Source organism: Acetobacter okinawensis (assembly GCF_002153655.1).
In the GTDB taxonomy this organism is placed as follows: domain Bacteria; phylum Pseudomonadota; class Alphaproteobacteria; order Acetobacterales; family Acetobacteraceae; genus Acetobacter; species Acetobacter okinawensis_A.
Map to the genome: position 1 here is coordinate 1 of NZ_JOPJ01000016.1, position 19,056 is coordinate 19,056.

Annotated in this window: 24 protein-coding genes; 13 read left to right on the top strand and 11 right to left on the bottom strand. The window is 59.9% G+C overall.

Translation table 11 applies throughout. The features are described from left to right. Nucleotides 1-24: 24 nt before the first annotated feature. The 8 genes from HK26_RS08205 (at nucleotide 25) to HK26_RS08235 (ending at nucleotide 3,923) form a co-directional block, all read left to right on the top strand. Entirely contained in the window at nucleotides 25-1,122 is a 1,098-nt protein-coding gene (locus HK26_RS08205) for a hypothetical protein (protein WP_086639340.1), read from the top strand. Then, nucleotides 1,119-1,442, top strand: a complete 324-nt coding sequence (locus HK26_RS08210) for a hypothetical protein (RefSeq protein ID WP_086639341.1) — start codon at nucleotides 1,119-1,121, stop codon at nucleotides 1,440-1,442. The genes HK26_RS08205 and HK26_RS08210 overlap by 4 nt, the downstream gene beginning before the upstream one ends. Nucleotides 1,443-1,512: 70 nt before the next feature. Next, nucleotides 1,513-1,797 carry a hypothetical protein gene (locus HK26_RS08215; protein WP_086639342.1) on the top strand — a complete coding sequence of 95 codons (285 nt, stop codon included), beginning with the start codon at nucleotides 1,513-1,515 and terminating at the stop codon, nucleotides 1,795-1,797. 91 nt (nucleotides 1,798-1,888) lie between these two features. Continuing rightward, nucleotides 1,889-2,353 (top strand): lysozyme, encoded by a 465-nt coding sequence (locus tag HK26_RS08220; RefSeq protein ID WP_086639343.1) that lies wholly within the window; start codon nucleotides 1,889-1,891, stop codon nucleotides 2,351-2,353. Nucleotides 2,354-2,405: 52 nt separating this feature from the next. Further along, nucleotides 2,406-3,161, top strand: coding sequence for a hypothetical protein (locus HK26_RS13870; protein ID WP_257640924.1), 756 nt, complete (start codon nucleotides 2,406-2,408; stop codon nucleotides 3,159-3,161). Continuing rightward, nucleotides 3,158-3,382, top strand: coding sequence for a hypothetical protein (locus HK26_RS08230; protein ID WP_086639344.1), 225 nt, complete (start codon nucleotides 3,158-3,160; stop codon nucleotides 3,380-3,382). Before HK26_RS13870 ends, HK26_RS08230 begins: the two co-directional genes overlap by 4 nt. Beyond that, complete coding sequence (locus HK26_RS13875; protein ID WP_257640925.1) at nucleotides 3,379-3,501, top strand: hypothetical protein; 123 nt, start codon at nucleotides 3,379-3,381, stop codon at nucleotides 3,499-3,501. Before HK26_RS08230 ends, HK26_RS13875 begins: the two co-directional genes overlap by 4 nt. Then, complete coding sequence (locus tag HK26_RS08235; protein ID WP_086639345.1) at nucleotides 3,498-3,923, top strand: hypothetical protein; 426 nt, start codon at nucleotides 3,498-3,500, stop codon at nucleotides 3,921-3,923. Before HK26_RS13875 ends, HK26_RS08235 begins: the two co-directional genes overlap by 4 nt. Before the next feature lie 203 nt (nucleotides 3,924-4,126). On the opposite strand, the gene HK26_RS13475 is transcribed toward HK26_RS08235, so the two are convergent. Further along, the gene (locus tag HK26_RS13475) at nucleotides 4,127-4,303 is read right to left on the bottom strand and encodes a hypothetical protein (protein ID WP_180539444.1); all 177 of its coding nucleotides are present in this window, start codon (nucleotides 4,301-4,303) and stop codon (nucleotides 4,127-4,129) included. A gap of 150 nt (nucleotides 4,304-4,453) precedes the next feature. Here HK26_RS13475 and HK26_RS08240 point away from each other — a divergent pair, with 150 nt between their 5' ends. Genes HK26_RS08240 through HK26_RS08250 form a run of 3 tightly spaced genes read left to right on the top strand, consistent with a single transcriptional unit; the run spans nucleotide 4,454 to nucleotide 8,435 of the window. Next, entirely contained in the window at nucleotides 4,454-4,915 is a 462-nt protein-coding gene (locus HK26_RS08240) for a (2Fe-2S)-binding protein (protein WP_086639346.1), read from the top strand. Then, the gene (locus tag HK26_RS08245; protein WP_086639347.1) at nucleotides 4,912-7,143 is read left to right on the top strand and encodes a xanthine dehydrogenase family protein molybdopterin-binding subunit; all 2,232 of its coding nucleotides are present in this window, start codon (nucleotides 4,912-4,914) and stop codon (nucleotides 7,141-7,143) included. The genes HK26_RS08240 and HK26_RS08245 overlap by 4 nt, the downstream gene beginning before the upstream one ends. After that, nucleotides 7,143-8,435 (top strand): c-type cytochrome, encoded by a 1,293-nt coding sequence (locus HK26_RS08250; protein ID WP_180539446.1) that lies wholly within the window; start codon nucleotides 7,143-7,145, stop codon nucleotides 8,433-8,435. Before HK26_RS08245 ends, HK26_RS08250 begins: the two co-directional genes overlap by 1 nt. A 60-nt stretch (nucleotides 8,436-8,495) precedes the next feature. Here the strand turns inward: HK26_RS08250 and aldA are convergent, their stop codons facing one another. The 10 genes from aldA to HK26_RS08300 all read right to left on the bottom strand — a co-directional run bounded on the left by aldA (nucleotide 8,496) and on the right by HK26_RS08300 (nucleotide 18,070). Beyond that, nucleotides 8,496-9,941, bottom strand: a complete 1,446-nt coding sequence (gene aldA, locus HK26_RS08255; RefSeq protein ID WP_086639348.1) for an aldehyde dehydrogenase — start codon at nucleotides 9,939-9,941, stop codon at nucleotides 8,496-8,498. Nucleotides 9,942-10,332: 391 nt separating this feature from the next. Continuing rightward, nucleotides 10,333-11,169 (bottom strand): aldo/keto reductase, encoded by an 837-nt coding sequence (locus HK26_RS08260; protein WP_086639382.1) that lies wholly within the window; start codon nucleotides 11,167-11,169, stop codon nucleotides 10,333-10,335. A 175-nt stretch (nucleotides 11,170-11,344) separates the two neighbouring features. Then, a complete protein-coding gene (locus HK26_RS08265) occupies nucleotides 11,345-11,944 on the bottom strand; it encodes a thioredoxin domain-containing protein (RefSeq protein ID WP_086639383.1) in 600 nt (199 codons plus the stop codon). Between the two features lie 45 nt (nucleotides 11,945-11,989). Beyond that, nucleotides 11,990-13,351 (bottom strand): outer membrane beta-barrel protein, encoded by a 1,362-nt coding sequence (locus tag HK26_RS08270; RefSeq protein ID WP_086639349.1) that lies wholly within the window; start codon nucleotides 13,349-13,351, stop codon nucleotides 11,990-11,992. A gap of 175 nt (nucleotides 13,352-13,526) precedes the next feature. Continuing rightward, nucleotides 13,527-14,066 carry a cytochrome c family protein gene (locus HK26_RS08275; protein WP_257640927.1) on the bottom strand — a complete coding sequence of 180 codons (540 nt, stop codon included), beginning with the start codon at nucleotides 14,064-14,066 and terminating at the stop codon, nucleotides 13,527-13,529. A 2-nt stretch (nucleotides 14,067-14,068) separates the two neighbouring features. Further along, complete coding sequence (gene mauA, locus HK26_RS08280; RefSeq protein WP_086639350.1) at nucleotides 14,069-14,665, bottom strand: methylamine dehydrogenase (amicyanin) small subunit; 597 nt, start codon at nucleotides 14,663-14,665, stop codon at nucleotides 14,069-14,071. Continuing rightward, on the bottom strand, nucleotides 14,652-15,263 hold the full coding sequence (locus HK26_RS08285; protein WP_180539450.1) for a thioredoxin domain-containing protein: 612 nt from the start codon (nucleotides 15,261-15,263) through the stop codon (nucleotides 14,652-14,654). Before HK26_RS08285 ends, mauA begins: the two co-directional genes overlap by 14 nt. Beyond that, on the bottom strand, nucleotides 15,263-15,847 hold the full coding sequence (locus HK26_RS08290; RefSeq protein WP_086639352.1) for a MauE/DoxX family redox-associated membrane protein: 585 nt from the start codon (nucleotides 15,845-15,847) through the stop codon (nucleotides 15,263-15,265). The genes HK26_RS08285 and HK26_RS08290 overlap by 1 nt, the downstream gene beginning before the upstream one ends. Further along, a complete protein-coding gene (locus tag HK26_RS08295; protein ID WP_086639353.1) occupies nucleotides 15,844-17,043 on the bottom strand; it encodes an amine dehydrogenase large subunit in 1,200 nt (399 codons plus the stop codon). Before HK26_RS08295 ends, HK26_RS08290 begins: the two co-directional genes overlap by 4 nt. A gap of 139 nt (nucleotides 17,044-17,182) precedes the next feature. Beyond that, entirely contained in the window at nucleotides 17,183-18,070 is an 888-nt protein-coding gene (locus HK26_RS08300; protein WP_086639354.1) for a LysR family transcriptional regulator, read from the bottom strand. A gap of 61 nt (nucleotides 18,071-18,131) precedes the next feature. Between HK26_RS08300 and HK26_RS08305 the strand changes: the two genes are divergently transcribed. Together HK26_RS08305 and HK26_RS08310 are read left to right on the top strand one after the other, a co-directional pair. Next, the gene (locus HK26_RS08305; RefSeq protein ID WP_086639355.1) at nucleotides 18,132-18,644 is read left to right on the top strand and encodes a PACE efflux transporter; all 513 of its coding nucleotides are present in this window, start codon (nucleotides 18,132-18,134) and stop codon (nucleotides 18,642-18,644) included. Between the two features lie 132 nt (nucleotides 18,645-18,776). Then, entirely contained in the window at nucleotides 18,777-19,013 is a 237-nt protein-coding gene (locus tag HK26_RS08310) for a (2Fe-2S)-binding protein (RefSeq protein WP_025827717.1), read from the top strand. The last annotated feature ends 43 nt before the right edge of the window (nucleotides 19,014-19,056 follow it).

The window sequence follows — 19,056 nt, forward strand, 5'->3', positions numbered from 1 at the left end:
CTGACATTACTGGAGAGCTTGTAAATGGGCATACCCCAAGTTGCAGACCTGGTGCTGGAGAGCGCCAATGCACCGGGCACTGGCGCATTTATCCTTGGCGGTGCCCCCGATGGCCGACAGACCTTTGCGGATGCCTTCCCTGCTGGTGGAGAGGTCTATTACTATGCCTCGGACGGTACGCAGACAGAATGGGGCATTGGCACGCTAACGCTGGGCAGCCCGAATACACTGGCCCGTACAACTGTGCTGGGGAACCTGTTCGGCTCCAAGAATGCCCTGAATTTTACAGCCAGCATCACCGTATGGTCAGAAATTCCGGCACAGCGCACGCAATCTCTGGATGATGCGGGCATGTTGCCGGTCTCTGGCAATCCAGACTTTACCCGTGACGTGGCGTTAAGCGCCAAAGTGGCTGATGGGCGGTATGGGGCAATGGGAAAGGTTCTCCAGCGTGCCAATGCTGCGGTGCAGGAGGTAACCGGGCCCGTCACGTTCTCTGGCATAACCATGGTTGCAACGCCTACGGACTACACCCAGAAACAGGCCATTGGCGCGTCTGATGCGGACGGACGGTATGTACGCTTATCTGGTGGCAATACATTGTCAGGTGACCAGGTAGTAAATGGCAATGTACATGTCGTTGGCAGGCGGCTTGTGCTCATAAATCCAACCGGAGGACAATGCTCACTCTATACTGACTGGCAAGGTGGTGGTCTATCTTCCAATGATCTTGTCATAGAAACGGGCACAGATGATGCGCCGTGTTATACGACTGTAGGCGATACAGGACGCATATTTTCTACAGTCAAGGGAGATGTGGCGTTTACCTCCCAGATCCCCACAGCGGGGACAATTACGGGAGGGTATTATAAAAAAATACCCATATCCGGGGGTGGTTTTCTGTTAACGCAGATGTTTGAGGTTACTGTATCTGATACTGGTCGCGTATCATTCCCTCTTGCATATTCCTCCCCTCCTGCACCCCCGCAGTTAAGTATGGCGCTCAATCGAGACGTTGATCTGGGAAGCTCTAGTGTTGATGCGACCGGGTTTACGGCGATGGTTGTAGCATCAGGAAGTTTCCCAATATCTGTTTATGTTGAAGGTATTGTATCAGAATGACCGCAAGTAATAAAACGCAGTGGTGGAGCGTAAATTACCCTTCTCGCTATTATGCCTATGCCAACAAGGAGTATCTTCTGGGTGGCTACCCCACTCCGGGGTATGTTGATGTGGCCATGTTTGAGGCGTTGCCTACTTGGCTGCCCATCGCATCCGACATGATCGCCTTAACAGCAGGCCAATGGCAGGAGCGCGGAATGGTCGATCAGATCATCAAGGACGGTGCAGTGCAGACCTACGTTGCTCCTACTGCCAGCACAACTGGAGAGGAAACGACTGCGACCTCCACCGCAACGACGACAACCAGTGCGGCATCTTAGCTTTTCTCTTTCCGATAGAGTCACCCTGACCGCCCTGTGAGGCGGTTTTTTTATGCCTGAAAGGGATCAGATGCCTGATCTGCCGATGCCGCCTGACCAGTATGTCACCCGGCCTGAATTTCTCGCTATCCGCGAAGACGTGAAGCAAATCGAAAAGGACATGGCCATTGCCAATGTCCGGCAAGCCACAGCCCAGACCGATCTGGACGGGATCAAGGCGGGTCTGAATGACATCAAGGGAGAGCTGAAAACCATGCGTGGCTGGCGACAGTTCCTCCTGACCGGCGGCATCGGCGTAGGCTGGGGCGTGTTCCAGGGCATATGCCACTATTTCGGGTTTGGCAGCGCGCCCTGATTTTCGTCCATTTCCAGTCTTCCGTTATTTTCCGCAAACAAGCCCACTATCGCTTATAGCGACAGTGGGTTTTTCATATCTGGACAACCGAATGAATGACCCCATCAACATGGCGGCAGATCTGTGCCGCCAGTTCGAGGGGCTGCGTCTTGCCCCCTACCTTTGCCCAGCCGGTTACTGGTCCATTGGCTACGGTAGCCGCTTTCTGGCCAACGGGGCCGCCGTGACGGCCAGAACAGCGCCCATTACGGCGGAGCAGGCAGACGATCTGCTGCTGCTCACGCTCCGGCGCATCCAGCCCGAACTGCACCAGCTCGTGCGCGTGCCGCTGCTCCCCGGCAAGGAAGCGGCGTTGCTGGACTTTGCTTTCAACCTTGGGTTGTCGGCACTGGCTGGGTCCACGCTGCTCAAACTGCTCAATGCTGGCCACGACATGCAGTCCGGCGAGCAGCTTCTGCTGTGGGACCACATGCACAAGAACGGCCAGCTCATCACCGTGCCGGGGCTGACACGCAGACGGCAGGCCGAATGGCACCTTTGGGTCGGCGCTGCCTGATCATTTTCCTGATGTCAGGAAAATGGATTCCTTCCAACTGAAAAGAGGCTCCATGTCTTCTTCCAATAAGGTTGTCGCATACCTGCGGCAGCCCACCACCCTGTTTGCCCTCGGCCTGCTCCTGGGCACACTGGTGGCAACGTGGTTCCACGTCATCACATCCGATGCCAGCGCAGCCCTGCTGGTTGCCGTGTTGCCCCTGCTGGCGAGCGACAACAGCGGGCTGCTTACCGCCCTGACGGGCCAGCGGGACGATCTTGCCAAAGCCATGCAGGCGGTCGCCAGCCATAAGGATATTGGTCCTGCGGCAGTTAAGATCATTGCCGATGCCCTGCCTGCGGGCTCCCTGTTCGGGGCAACGGCATCAGCCCTGAACACTGTGGCCGCACCAGCTCCGACCGATACGAGTAAAAGCAGCAGCTCCAATGTTGTGCCGGTCCTGCTGGTGGGCATTCTGGGCTTCGGTCTGACCGCCTGCGGAGATACGCCACAGGCCAAGCTTCGCCAGACAGTGTTTGACGTGTCCAGTGCGTACCATGTGGCCGCAACCCCTATGCCTGACGTGATGGCAGGCAAGGTTCCGGGGGTGCATCTGAGCGATGAACAGAAAACTCTGGTCAAAAAATCCAGCCAGACCGTGGTGAACGAGCTGACGGTGCTGGAAACCGCCATCCAGAATAACAGCACCCTGACCCAGACCAGTGTTTCCGGCCTCCAGTCGGCGCTGCTTTCGTTCCAGACCTGCTGGGCAGGTGTAAAGGCGGGCACCATTCCGGATGCCTGCAAGACAGGAGACACCAGCAAATGAGTACAGCCGAAACCATTGAAGGCATTGCCGCAGCCTCTGGCGCCATTCTGGGCGTTGTGGGGGAAGTGGTGGAACTGGCCGAAAAATACGGGCCGGAGATCTACACCACCATCATTGCTGCGATTGAGCAGAGCAAATCCGGCACCGGCCCGACCGATGCGGATATTCAGGCGATCATTGCCAAGTGTGTGGCCGATAACGCCGCGATCCAGAGCGCATGACGCCCGATAACGAGTTCTTTCTGATCTTGGGAGGCGGGGCCGTTGGTCTCGCCTTTGTCCTGTTTGCCGCAACCGTGCGCTGGATCAGAACCCGTGCAGATAGGGAGGATGATCTATGATCCGGTTTACACATCTGCGCAAAACGGCCTGTTTGGGGCTTTTCCTGTTGACATCCGCCTGCTCTGGCCTGCCCCTGCGGGCCAAGCATGACCTGATCGGGATGCCCAGATCAGACCTGATTGCCTGTGCTGGCGTGCCGGACAACGTGGCTGCCCTGCCCGATGGTGAGGTGCTGCAATGGCGGCAGGATCAGCAGGTGCAGGGGCCGCTCACACTCAAGGGGCCGTTTAGCCTGGAGCTGGACCTGTCTGGGCATGGCACCTGCCATTTTGTGGCTCGGGTAAGGAATGATCGAGTTGCTCAGATCGAATATACCGGCCCCAGCGATACCCTGCTGGGGCGGTATGCAGCTTGTGCGCCAATGGTTCAGGCGTGCGAAAACTGGAGGAAAGAAAGTTTACAAATGCAAGGAAATCTATAGAGACAGGACGCGCCAATTATGGCATTATTTACAATGTAAACCATTATAAAATAACAATAAATTTATTCCCCTCAGCTCCACCAACCGCCTTGTTATGTTGCTTTTTTCCTTGAAGAAATCGCGGGTTTTGTAAACCCTCACCCCACGGGTTTACACCACGGCCACTCCGGCGTGGTGCCTCAGCCAAACGCCATGACACCCGGTTACGGGGGGCGGGCCATACCCGTTTTTACACCCCAGCAGTTGGGGGGGCTTGTCAGGGCAAGGCTCAGGCTTACACGCGCATCACTCCCCCCTCGCCCCTGCCTGCCAGCGTATTCTGGAACGCCTCGCCTTACCGTAAACCCGATACGATATTCAGCGCACGGTAGAGCGAACATACACCGCCTGCGGGCTGCGCGGCATACGAACATATTCTTGAATATACAGATAATTTTTCAAAAAAAACCGGACGTATTCTCCCAAATTGCCATTTCGGAAACAAATCAGTTCCACTACATTCATACCCCCACCACCCCCAAGGAGCCCCCATGCTAAGCCTGAACATAAACGGACAACCCCACCAGGTGGACGTGGACCCGGACACCCCCCTGCTCTGGGTTCTGCGCGATGTTCTGGGCATGAACGCCACCAAGTTCGGCTGCGGCATCGCCCAATGCGGTGCTTGCACCGTGCATATGAACGGGCGGGCCGTGCGGGCATGCAACCTGCCAGTGGGCCTGATCGGGGAGCAGCCCATCAGCACGCTGGAGGGGGTGGACCCGACCGACCCGGTGGTCAAAGCCGTGCAGGCGGCATGGATCGCGCTGGACGTGGTGCAGTGCGGCTATTGCCAGCCCGGGCAGATTATGGCCGCCATTGCCCTGCTGCGCACCGCCCCCCACCCAACAGATGAGCAGATAGACAGCGCCCTGTCCGCCAATCTGTGCCGTTGCGGAACCTATATGCGCATCCGTGCGGCTGTCCACCACGCTGCGGGAGCACTGGCATGACCACGCGCGCCACCACAGGCACACCGGCACCTGCACATGCCCCCGCTCACACTGCGGCACAAGCCAGCCGCAGGCAGGTCCTTGGGGCCGGGGGAGCGCTCCTGCTGGCAACACTCTGGCCCACACCCCGTAGCGGGCGGGCGCAACCCGCCCCACACCCCGAGCAGGGGCTGCTGGTTGAAAACACCCCAGCAGCCTTTGCCCCCAATGCCTATATCCGCATTGCCGCAGACAACCGCATCACCCTGATCCTCCCCAATGTGGAAATGGGACAGGGCATTTACACCGGCTCCGTCATGCTCCTTGCCGAGGAACTGGGCGTGGATATGGCGCAGGTCGCCATTGAGGCCGCACCCCCGGGTGGTGGGGCCGAAATTACCGGAGGCTCCACCTCGGTCATGACCGAGTGGCTCCCCCTGCGTCAGGCCGGGGCTGCGGCACGCAGCATGCTGGTGCAGGCCGCAGCCACCCGCTGGCAGGCCAACCCGGCCGAGTGCACCACACGCTCTGCCACCATCATCCACACACCCACTGGCCGCAGCCTGAGCTTTGGCGCAGTTGCGGCACAGGCGGCTACCCTGCCCGTGCCGCAAAAACCCACGCTCAAGGACCCGAGCACCTACACACTTGTCGGCCACGCCCAACACCGTGTGGACAGTGTGGCAAAGGTGCAGGGGCGCGCGGTGTTTGGCATGGATATTCAGGTGCCGGGGCAAAAAATCGGCACCGTGGCCGCCTGCCCGGTAGAAGGCGGCACACTGGGGGGCATGAACAAGGCGGCAGCCCTTGCCATCCGTGGTGTGCAGGCCGTGCTGGTCAATGCGCAGAACAACACCGTCTGCGTTGTGGCGGACCATTACTGGGCAGCCCGCAAAGGCCTGCGCGCACTCAAGCTGCACTGGCATGACGGCCCAAATGCCCACATCAACACCCAGACCATTTACGAGCAGTTGCACGACGGGCTGAGCGGCCCCGCCATTGTGGCCAACACAAAAGGCGATGCCCCGGCCATTATCGCCCATGCCCATGCCACGTACACCGCCACGTACCAGCAGCCCCTGCTGGCCCATGCCCCTATGGAACCCATAAACTGCACCGCCCATGTGCGCCCCGATGGATGCGACATATGGACCGGCACCCAGATTGCCGACCGCGCGCGGGACACGGCAGTGGAACTGACAGGCCTGCCCAAAGACAAGGTTATGGTGCACTGCCAGTATATTGGCGGGGGGTTTGGCCGCAGGCTGGAGCATGAATATGTTACCCAGTGCGTGGATTTTGCCCGGCAGGTTCCCTACCCGCTCAAAATCATCTGGAGCCGTGAGGAAGACCTGACGCGCGACCGCTACCGCCCCGCCTATGTGGACCAGATGAGTGCGGCACTCGATGACAAAGGCTTTATAACCGCACTGACCCACCGCATTGTCGGCCCCGCGGTTGTTGCCCGCTGGGACCCGCCAGAACTGACCAAGGATGGGTATGACGAGGACCTTTCTGTCGCCACGGTCATAACCCCTTACAGCTACCCCGCCTACCGGCTGGAATTTGCCCGGCGCGAAGCCCCCGGCATTGTCACCGCATGGTGGCGCGGTGTTGGCGGCACACGCGGGCTGTTTGTGGTGGAAGGCTTTATAGATGAGTTGGCCCAGCGCGCAGGGGCAGACCCCGTAGCCTACCGCCGCGCCATGCTGGCCCAGAACCCCCGCGCCCTTGCCGTGCTGGACCGGGTTGCACAGGAGGCAGGCTGGAACACGCCCCTGCCGCCGGGCCGCGCACGTGGTGTGGCCGTGCAGTTTGCCTTTGGCTCCTACATGGCCAGCATTGCAGAGGTGGAAATGCCCGACCCGGACAACGTGATTATCCACCGCGTGTGCGCTGCGGTCGATTGCGGGCGCGTTATCAACCCCGATCAGGTTATCTCGCAGATTGAAGGGGGGCTGATCTTTGGCTTTAGCGCCGCTCTTTATAACGAGATTACGCTTGAAGACGGACGGGTGCAGCAGACCAACTTCAACACATGGCGCGTCATGCGCATGAACGAGGCCCCGCGCAAAATTGACGTCTTTCTTATACCCAGCACGGAAGACCCCGGCGGCATTGGCGAGGTTGGCACCGCAGCAGCAGCCCCCGTGCTGGCCAACGCCATGGCCGCGGCACAGGGGCGGCGCTACCGCACACTGCCCCTGCTCTCTGCGCGCAATGCGGCGGCTGGCAAGGAGCAGGGCTGATGCGTAACCTTATGCACATATCTTCTTTTTTGTCCGGCATGCCGCGTGCTCTGTGCGGTGCGCTCGTTGGCGGCGTTATTGGTGCTGCCACCATGTTTGTGCCCGCACCCCATGCCCACGCCACCCCGCTCCCCCCCAATGTGGAAAACGGGCGCTACCTGACACGCGCCGCAGACTGCGAGGTCTGCCACACAGCCGAAGGGGGAACCCCTTACGCAGGCGGGCGGGCCTTCAGCCTGCCGGGGATTGGGGTCATGTATGCGCCCAACATCACACCGGACAAAACCGCAGGCATTGGCGCATGGACTGACGAGCAGTTTGTCAGCGCGGTGCGCAAAGGCGTGTCCCCCCATGGCAAGCGCCTTTACCCCGCCATGCCCTACCCTGCCTACGCCCGTATGAGCGATAAAGACGTCAGGGACATACGCGCCTATCTGGCGACCCTGCCCCCATCGAGCCAGAAAACACCTGCAAACACCATTCATTTTCCGTTCTCCATCCGCTCGCTCATGGTGTTCTGGAACATGCTCAACGGCCCCGCCGCCAGCTATGCGGATGACCCCGCCCAGTCGGCGGAATGGAACCGGGGGCGGTATCTGGTGGAAGGGCCGGGCCATTGTGGAGATTGCCATACCCCACGCACCCGCACCTTCGGGCTGGACAGCAGCCGGGCACTGGGTGGCAATATCATCAACGGCTGGCGTGCCTATAACCTGACATCTGACCGCCAGAGCGGGCTGGGCGCATGGAGTGATGCGGAACTGGCCCAGTACCTCTCCACCGGCCATGCCGATGGGCATGGCACGGCAACGGGGGACATGGCCGATGTGGTGGGCCATAGCCTGCGCTACCTGAGTGCGCAGGACATTCACGCCATGGTGGTTTATCTGCGCAGCATCCCCCCCCTGCACACGGCGGAAGATATGCTGGAGGGCACAACACCCCCTGCGGGTGATGCCGCACTCCCGCAGAACACACGCGGTGCCCGCCTGTATGCCTCCACCTGTGCAGGCTGCCACATGGCTGATGGCACGGGCCGCCAGTCCAGCTTTGCCACCATAACGGGCGCGCGCTCACTGGGGGCGGATAACGGGCGTAACCTTGTGCAGGTGCTGGTGCAGGGCAGCGGCATGCAAACTGCAACGGGTGTGCAGATCATGCCGCATTTTGTCGGCGGGGGGCTGAGTGATAGGGATCTGGCGGATATTGCCAGTTTTGTCATGACCCATTTTACCACCGCCACGCCCCATAACATGGAGCAGGCTGTACAGGACGCAAAGCGTGCCAACTAGCCCGCACCTGCCGCCTCCTGCACCCTAGCGGAGGCGGCAGAACTTCACGCCGGGGGTCTATCAGGCGTTGAGGTAAATGGTCTTGGTTCGCACGTAGGCTTCCAGCCCGTGCTGCCCGTCCTCCCCACCCAGACCGCTGTTTTTGTAGCCATGGTGGAAGCCCTGTGGCTCCTCGCCCGCACCGCGGTTGACGTACACCTCGCCAAACTCCAGTTCGCGCGTCATGCGCAGCACCCGGCCCAGATCTTTGGTAAACAGGTAGGCCGACAGGCCATACTGGCTCTCGTTCGCCAGTTTAAGGGCCTCATCAAAATCCCGCACCTTGAGCAGGGATAAAACGGGGCCAAACACCTCGTCGCGCACAATGTCCATACCGTGGCGGACGTTGCTCAGCAGTGTGGGGGCGTAATAGGTGCCGCGATCATACGCGCCACCTTGCAGCCGGTGCCCACCCAGTTCAAGTGTAGCCCCCTGCGCAACGGCCTTTTGCACCATGGCGTCCACTTTTTCCAACTCAGTCAGGCTGACCTTTGGCCCCATGTCCGTGCTCTCATGCAGCGGATCACCCACTTTGAGTTTTTCCATACGTGCGCGCAGGCTTTTGGCAAAACGGTCGTACACCGCCTCGTGCACATAGGTGCGCTCGTTGGCGGTACAGACCTGACCGCAGTTAAAAAAGCGTGCACTGACCGCAGCCTCCACCGCTGCGTCTATGTCCGCATCTTCCATAACAATAAACGGCGCCTTGCCCCCTAGCTCAAGCCGCACCTCCTTTAGATGTTCGGCGGCGGCAGCCATGATTTTTTTACCCGCAGGGGTGGAGCCGGTCATGGTGATCAGCGGCACATCCGCGTGGGCCACCAGCGGCACGCCCACATCCGGGCCATCACCGGTTACAATGTTCAGCACCCCTTCGGGCAGGCCGACCTCCTGCGCCAGCGCCGCCAGCGCCAGTGCGCTAAGCGGGCTTAGCTCGTGCGGTTTGACAACAATGGTGTTGCCCGCAGCCAGAGCCGGGCCAATTTTGCGCGCGCACAGGGCAAGCGGGAAGTTCCACGCAGCAATGGCCCCCACAACGCCATGAGGGACGCGGTCGATGAGAATTTTTTCTCCCTCGCGCTCGGCCGGAATAATCTCGCCTTGCAGGCGGCGTGTGTTTTCGGCTGCAAAGCGTAAAAGCCCTGCGGCAAAATCCACCTCCATCCGCGCTTCTGTAATGGGTTTGCCCATTTCCGACGTAATGGTGGTGGCCAGTTTTTCGCGCTCACGCACAACCGCACGCTCCAGCGCGTACAGATAATCCGCCCGTGCAGAAGCTGTTTTTGCACTCCATGACCCAAAAGCCTTGCGCGCAGCAGCGACCGCCCTGTCCACATCCTGCTCGCTCCCTTTGGCTGCTGCTGCCACATCCACCCCGTTGGCTGGGTTTGTAATGGTGACATACGCGCCAGATTCAGGCTTGACCCATTGGCCATTGATGAAAAGCTCGTGTTTTTTCAAAGACATTTCCAATATGATCCTTACCGTTGCAGTTGTGATGACAAGGGAGCCTGTGCGTGGATATGTGGTAAAACATGCAGGTTCTGGCTGCCTATTTTACCCATTGGCCATAACCCGCACCGGCATTGCAGATGGCGCATGTCATGGCGTGGGGCCCGCAGCACTGTGCCAGAGCCCCGCGTGGACAATGCACAGCATGGGTCTGGGCTGTTTCCAGGCCTGTTTCTGGGCCTGTTCAGGCATAAGTGCGGGCAAATGCTTATGGGCAGCCCCACCACCACCCAAGAGGAACAGGCACAGGGTGGTGGGAGAGAAGGATATGAAAAACCGCGTAAAAACCCAGTATTATGCGCATTTGGGGGCGTTCATCCCCCCTGCACCTCTGGCTGCGGTTTGTTCAGAATTCCTCATACGTTGCGGGGTCCTGTTCAAAGGAGCGCCCGTCCGGGCGGGCCAGTGTGGCAATGTCACGCATGTCCTGATCAGTCAGTTCAAAGTCAAACACGGACATGTTCTCAATCTGGCGTTCACGGTGGGCTGCTTTGGGTATGGGTACGGAGCCGACCTGCACATGCCAGCGCAACACCACCTGTGCCGGAGTTTTGCCAAGCCGTTTGGCAATACGTGCAATCAGGTCATCAGACAGAATTTTGCCGCCACGCCCGATCGGGCTCCAGCCCTCGGTCACAATACCGTGCTTTTGATGATACGCCCGCATATCGTCCTGCGGGAAGTAGGGCGAAAGCTCGATCTGGTTGATGGTCGGCAGCACGCCGGTCTCGGCCTTGAGCTTGTCCAGATGATCAGCCAGAAAGTTACATACGGCAATGGAACGCACATAACCGCGCTTTTGCGCCTCAATCAGGGCCTGCCATGCCTCCACGTACAACCCCTGCTTGGGGTTGGGCCAGTGGATAAAATACAGGTCGTAATAATCCAGCCCGGCGCGGTAGAGGGATTCCTCAATGCAGCTCAGGGCCTCATCATACTTGTGGTGGCGTCCGGGCAGTTTGGAGGCAATGCTCAATGCCTCACGCGGGCGCCCGCTCTGGCGCACGGCCTGCCCCACGGCCCCTTCGTTCTCGTAATTAAAAGCGCTGTCGAGCGCGCGGTAACCGACCTCAAGCGCGCTGAGCATGCCCTGCACACCAGCAGCGCCGTTCAGTTTGTATGTACCAAAAGCTATAAGTGGAAAGCTCCGGCCATCATTCAGGGTTAGTTCAGGAATAGTCACGCCTGCATTCTCCTTGATTATGGATGGACCCCGTGTAAACCCCCACACGGATTACCCTTAACACCTATGTGTGCATGAAGGTTCCACCCCCCACAAGGCCAGAGCAGGCAGGTAGGGTACGCATGGTGCGTAGCGCCATGGCGGGGGCAGGCTTACCCACCCCACGGGGCCAGACCTAAACGGCGGCGCGCCCGGCCTTGCGGTTATGGGCAATATAGGCCTGCACCGTACCAAACCCGCTCTCCCACGCATTAAGCAGGCTTTCCAGATGTTCGCGATTGTTGACCAGCCCACGGGCGATCAGCACCCCGTTCTGGTCCAGCAAAAAGGCTGCTGGCAGCTTGTCCACCTCCAGCGCCCGCCCAAGGGCAGGGTCGTTAATGAACAGCGCAGGCTCTGTGCCGGTCTGGTGGGCAAAGTGTTCCTGCACTGCCGCTGTATCATCCCCCGCCAGCACAAGGTCCAGCCGTTCCTGCGCACAGAAGCTGCGGGCAATGGGAATAACCTTGCGAGAGATCGGGCATGTAGCAGACACAAACAGCAGCAGGCGCGGCATGGCCCCACCAGCCAGCGCCATGCTCTGCCCATCCAGTGTTGCAAACGCACCACCGGGGCATACATCCCCCGGCTGGGGACCACGCGCGTTGGTCAACGCCCCCACGGGTGCAATTTCCTGAAAAAGCCTGCGCAGGCGGAGCAACATGCGCCACGCCACACAGAACGCAGCGCACAGCAGAACGCTGAGCATGGCATTGACCAGCACAAGTGTTTGCAGACTGGCCTGCGTCATGCCTCTCCCCCGCGCCCGGCTGCGGGCCGCTTAGTACGACCAGATGGCATCGCAGCTGAACCAGAACATGTTGTTGGTGCCATTATCGGCATAATTGACCGTCGGGTCATCGGTGGGGGAAACACGGTTGAACGGACGGGTGCCATTAAGCGCCTTGTCCAGCCGCACTTCTGGGCGGATGGAAAAGCTGCCACGCGGCAGTTTGAGGAACTGCGGCCGGTAGGTCACGCCCACGGTCAGCTCACCATAGGTCGTGCCGGGGGCTGAGTCATACGAATAGGGGCGCCCGCGCAGCTCGTTGACATAGGACATGGGGGATGTGTTGTTCCCCACCACGCTGCCGTTATTGTCACGGAAGATTTCGCCACGCGCATTGAAGGTGAGCGAGGGCGAGAAATCATGCGAGAAATAGGTCGTCACACCGTACACGTCGTCCTGATAATAGTCGTCGTGGTAGTAGGTGCCATTGAGCGTAATGGAGCTTGTATCGTTCAGCTTATAGGTCGCCAGAAAGTCGCCAATATATTCCATCTGGTGGTTGGCTTCGTTCCCAATGGCGTACACGCTCTGCTGGGGGCCGACATAGGCAATGGCGGCCACATCGAGCTTGCCATCGGCAAGGCCGCTCAGTTGCACGCCAAAATAGCCTTTGGGGCGCGTGTTGTTTTTGGCGCCACCAAATGTGGTGGAGTTCCCTGCATTCACCCCCATGACCCACGCAACCGTGTCGGTCATGTGCCATGTGGCCAGCACGCCCACGGTTTCAAACGGCACAATGTAATCGGATGAATAGTTATAGGAATAAAAGGGGCGTTCCAGCGCGTCCGTACCCTCAAACCCCTGAATCCCGTACTGCTGACCTATCTGGAGGTCGATGCCCCCCTTGCTCAGCCACGGCAGATGCGCGTCAATATGGGCCTGTGTGGGCGCCCACTGGTAAATGCCCGTCAGGCTGCCATCCCCCATGCCAATGGTCGGGTTAAAGCGCGCATCCGAGCCGTACAGCACCTCAAACACAAACCCTATGCCATACCCGCCGCCAATATCGGTCGTGGGGTGGGAGAGCGTGCCGGTTATCTGGTTAAGGGTCGCGGTATTGGCACGGTCCACGTAGGACTGCGCCCAGTTGCGGCCTGTGTGTGTCCACGGGTTGCCGTTTACACCGGCCTCGACCACCAGATGGCCTTCAAGGTCATCAAACCATGTGTGGTTTGCTGTCGGTTTTAGGTTGACCTCCTCCTTTGCCGCCTGTGCTTTTTCTGCCGGGGTTTCCTCCAGCACCAACGGGCGTGCTGTATCACCGGGCATTATTTTTTCCTGCGCCAGCGCGGGCAGCGCTGCCAGTTGCAGGCTCAGGCACATCCCCACGGGTAAAGGGCGGCGAAAAAGCATTCTTTGTTTGCTCCACACATCAGATACGGAAAAAAACGGACAAACCGGTTTGGTACAGCTTATGTTTGCTACAGGCTGGAGGACGCGCGAGCAAAAGTCATTTTACGGTTTCATGTCATAGTAGTGTTTTTGCAACGCACCTGCGGCAAAACCGCCACAGGCGCGTGCTCAGCACTCAGCCAGCACCCTGACCATGCGCACAGGCGGCAAGAGCCCGCTCCAGCACATGCGCGCGCGTGACCATAAAATCCGGGCCGGAAAGCGGGTGTGCCCGCCATGTATGCACCTCGGCTGCGGTATAGGGCTTAAAGTCAGGGGGCGTGCTGCTCCCCCCCAGCGTGATGAGCACAAAGTTCATGACATCAGCCAGAGTCTGGTCATCACGGATAAGGGACATGGAAACACCGGGCACACGCACCAGATAGGCGCGCCCCTCCGGCGTGCAGGCAAAGCTGCCCACGCTGTTACGCAGCGTAGGCACAAAGGTCGGGCCGGATATGCCCTCAATCCCGTGGCACCCCCCACAGTGCGACACGTAAACCGACTGCGTGTGGCTCAGGGTCGTCGCACCCGCCACCGCATCGGGCACAGTGTGCAAAGCCACGGGGGGCGGCTGGGGCGTGCCTACAGCGGCATGGGTGCGCACGGCACCTGCCAGAAGCACGCCCACCACAGCACAGGCAGGCAGAAGGCAACGCAACAACGCTGCTCGCATAATCAGGATGCTTTGCCGATCACAGCGGCAGTGGAGCAGTTGTACATTTCCGATGTACCCGTGCCAAAGCACCAGATAATGTCGTTATTGGCCATGGGGCGGTAGGAGGGCTGGTCCCCATCGGTGCCAAGGCATGTGACCTCGTTACACGAATCCTGCCCACAGCAGTCGCGGTAGGCAATCATGTAAGAGTTCCCATCCTGCGGGTTATAGCAGCTCCCGATCCACGATGTGGGGGACGGGGCCGTGCCGGGCGGGCAGCTATGCACACCACCACCGCAGGACGTGCAGAGGTTGCCGTCAATGGCGCAGTAACGCCAGTAATCGCAGGCGTTGGGGTCTTTGGCCTGAGCCTTGGCACCAAAAGGCGTGGCGGCTTTGGCTACACCCTTGCCCGCACTGGCAGCAGGTGTGGCAGCAGAGGCACGGCTGACCGGCAGCAGCGGGAACAGCGGCACAGCAGCGGCCAGCCCACCCAGACGGGCCACCACGCCACGGCGGGATGTGCGCCCGGCAAAGCGGCGCAGTGCGGTTTCGGTCAGTCGGTCAAACAGGGATGCGCCCTGTTCCGTTTTTTTTGTGTGTTCAGAAGGCAACATGGGCATTCGCTCCTGTCTCTTTCATAGGGTCTGGCAATGCGGGGCGGGCAGCACTTACGCCGTCCAGCGCCCCTTCAATCTGACGTCGGGTATTTACTAGGTCTTTGACCAGTATGGTGCCGCGCTCATCAAGCAGCACCAGCGATGGCATACGGTTGATCTGCAACACCAGGGCAAGCTCAACCCCGGTAATAAGTGGAACGCCCTGCATTTCCGGTCGTGCCTGCTGCATGGCGCGGAGTTCGGGTTCGGGGCCATCACCCACAAACACAAGCTCCAACCCACGCTCGGCCGCAATCTGGCGGGCAATGGGGGAGACCCGCTTGCACACGGGGCACTCCGCCGCCACAAACAGCAAAAGCTGCCGCTGGCCTGCGGGCAGAACGTCCCCCACGGTAAAGGGCCTGCCATCCAGTGTGTGCAGGATCAGGCGCGGGAGCACCTGCCCTACATCCAGCCCGGGTTTGGCCTCCTGATCGCCCAAGGGGGCCAGACGCTCATGCAGCACGCCAATCTGGCGCGCCAGAGCAACCAGCACAACCGCCAGCAGCAGCACGGCCAGCACAAGGGCCGCCTGCCAGACGTAAAGCAGCACCATCATGCTCCGTACTCCCCCGAACCGGGCACGCGCACAGGTGGTAGCACCTGCATGGCCTGCCACAGCAGATACACGCAAACACCACCGGCAACACCGCAGACCCACACGGCAGGAGAAAGCCCGCCCACAAGGGCAAGCCCCACACAGGGCACAAGGGCGCACAGCGCACACACCAGAGTACGCAGCACCACTGCCCACGAGAGCTTCTGCCCCGCAACACCGGGTGTGCACCCACAGGACAAGTCCGTGCGCCCACGCAGGACGTTCACCCCCATGGCGCAGGCAAACACAACCAGCAAAGCAGCGGCTGCAACGCTGCCCACAAAAGCGCCACGCCCCGAAAACAGGAGAAGAGCCAACCCTGTTTCGGTTATGGCCAGCGCCCAGGCTGCACTTTCATACAGCCATTCGGGGAGCAGACGGTACGATGCCAATGTGCCCAGGAACGCGTCATGCGCACGCAGCTTGGCAACCCCTGCTACCAAAAACAGGGCACCAATGCCGCCCGCGCACAGGGCTGCAAGCAGTTGCCCTGCCTGCACACACCATGTCGGCACGGAAAAAACCCAAGCCTGAAGGCTCATCCTTCACCCGGCGCAACCGTAAAGATCAAGGATGTGCCGAGCACTTTCATCGTCCGCAGCAGCTTGCCGGTGCGCGCATCGGAGATAAAGAAGTTGCCTTCCTCATCCGTTGTGAACATCAGGGGCGCCTCATCCTGCGTGATGCCCACCATGGTGCTGGCAACCTTGAGCGGCATGCGGCGGATACGCTGGTGGGTCTCTGTATTATACACCCACACTTCTGTCCCCGCGTCCTTATGGGTCCAGAAGGTGCCACGGTGCATGAGCACATACAGTTCATGCGTGGCTTTGTGCAGGGCGGACATCTGCCACCCACCCGGACGCCATGTTACCTCAAACGGAGCAGAGGCATCGGATGCAGGCTTGAGGCCAGCCCCGACCTGCAAGGACCATGCAGGCTGCACCGTGGAATTGGCAGACAGGATGGTCGGGTAAACCTTGCCGCTATAACTGATGAAATACGTTGAGCCGTCTTTGGCCACACTCGGGCTCTGCTCAAAAATACCATCCTTGTCCGGCTCAAAGAACGGGGCAGTATGGGTTACGCTGGCCTTGCCATCTGCTTCCAGGCTGACATTGCTCAAAGAGCCATCACCACACAGGGAAGAAAAACCGGCATTGCCCCATGCGTAGGCCAGTGCACAGCCGGGAACTTCCACCGTATGGGTGACCTTGTGGTCTTTGGTGTCCACCACTTCCACCGCGTTGGCGGGGCTCATCTGGTACACATAGACCCGCGCACCATCGGCACTGATGGCCAGATTATTGCGTTTGGGCGTAACCAGCGCGCGTGAGGGCAGTTTTTCATCCACCATCAGCTTCAGGGTCAGGGCGTCGTATTCGGCCAGCAGGTCATTGCGTGCGCCACGGTTGCCGCGCTCCCATGTGGTTTCCCCCACATAAAAGCGGCTGGCATCGGGGGCGAGCACAACATTGGGGTTGTAAGCCGCCTGCACCATACCCAGCAGCACGCCCTTGTCGGCGTCCACCACGTTTACACGGCCATCCTTGTTATGGGTGTAAACCGCGTCTTCCACCAAAACGGTGTGCGGGCTGTAGGGTTTAAGGGTCACCACGTCGCTCTGCTCGGTCTGTAGAACAGGCTCGGCGGCCAGAACTGGCGCTACGGATGAAAAAAAGGCCGCGCTGCCAAGAAGCAGGCCAACCCAGAATTTACGTGGACAAAGAACGGACATACGGACCTGTTTTTCTCTCGTTTCCTTCAGGATTTTCGTATCATAGCCGTTACTGTTGCATTTTCAACACAAATATAACCACACAGTGGCGTTTCCTGATAAAACCGTAAAAATACGGCAAGAAACCGCACTTCCCGCTTTAAAAACTGCCTTCTTTTTTGAAGAAACGTTGCAAAAGCCAGCGTGCTGCAACCCCGTGCGAACCCTTGGCGTGCCAGACCACCGCAAGGGGGGCCAGCCGGTCCCCCGCATCAAATTGTTGCTCCAGCACAACAATATCCGGCGCGGCGGGGGACGCCGCCAGAACATGGTCCGAAACAAAGGCCCAGCCTATGCCGTGGCGCACCAGCTCAAGTATGACCCAGTGACTTTCCACCCACCAGACCTCCCCCGCAACCCGCAGGTAATGCCGCTCGCGCTCACGCTCACGCGCGGCCACCAGAATCTGGCGATGGCGCTTAAGGTCCTCACGCGCAACGGGGCCACCCTGCGCCAGCGGGTGGTTGCGCCCGCACACCAGCTTGAGCGGCACCCGCCCGATGGTGCGGAACGCAAGCTCGGGCGGAATACGGTGCTGCTGCCACATCAGCCCAAGCTGGGCCGCGCCATCACGCACAAGCTGACCCACATCCTCCATGAGCGGGAACAGGATTTCCATTTCCACATGGGGGAAGACCTGCGCAAACTCGGCAAATACCGGGCCAAGCGCGTGCTCGGGGTAAAGTTCGTCTATGGCAACAACCAGCCTGTTCTCCACCCCGCTTTCCAGCGAGCGGGCAACGCCTATCAGGTGTTCGCGCCGGTCCAGCACCACGCGGGCCTCACGCAGCAGGCGCTCCCCTTCAGCGCTCAGCACCGGGGTGCGCCCTGTGCGCACGAACAGGACCACCCCCAGATCCACCTCCAGATTGGCAACATGCGTGCTTATGGCCGACTGCGCCCGTCCCAGAGCGCGGGCTGCTGCGGAAAAAGACCCCGCATCCACCGTGGCCACAAAGGCCTCAAGCTGTTCGAGTGAAACGTTCATCCATCTGTTTTTCTGATAGGTTCTATCTTTCCTTTCCCAGAAGGCCAGATAGATTGCCGCCATGTCAACTTACGTACCTACGCATACCCCGGCTCTGGGGGCTACCGGGCCTGCGGCCCCTTCCGCTGCTTCTGCCGTGCAAGGCAGTGTTCCCACGCGCTCGCGCATGGACCGGCTGCGCCATGTTGTGCTGTTTGAACTGTTTGCGCTGGCCACCACAATTCCCGCTGGCAGCGCCCTGTTTGGCCTGCACGAATCCGCCATGGGCGTTATTGGCATTGGCAGCGCCATAACCGCCATGGTGTGGAATTACCTGTACAACCTTGCCTTTGACCGGCTGATGGTCCGCCTCTACCGCACCACACACAAGAGCATGCGGGTGCGGGTCGTGCACACCATCGTGTTCGAGGCGGGGCTCCAGCTTGTCCTTGTCCCCGGAATTGCGCTGTACACCCATACGTCCATGGTGGGGACACTGCCGCTCTCGCTCTCTCTGGCCCTGTTCTATCTGGTCTACGCCTTCGTGTTCAACATGGCTTATGACCGGGCCTTCCCTCTCCCCCACAAGAGCTAGGCCTTGCGGCAGGCAGGCTGCCCCCGATCACTTTTTGGGAGCAGCACATGCGCCTTTGCACAGAAAGTATTGCGACTAATTCTCATTTATGGTTGAGTAGGATGAGACTCGCAATATTGAGGTGCAAAGCTCATGGTTGTCTGCTCCTGCAACCTGCTGACCCATAAGGACGTTGAGGCCGCCGTGGCCGGTGGTGCAAACCACCCGCGTGAGATTTATGCGGCACGCGGCTGCAAGGCCCAGTGCGGCAACTGCGTAAAAGGCGTTGTGTGCCTTCTGCGTGAGGCCAAACTGCGCCACATGCAGCAGGCCGAACTGGCAGCCCATGCCGCCCGCCAGCACGGCGTAGCACTTGCCGCTTCTGCCTGAACCACAAACACGCCCCACACCAGCCCCTCCCCCCGCTTGCGCA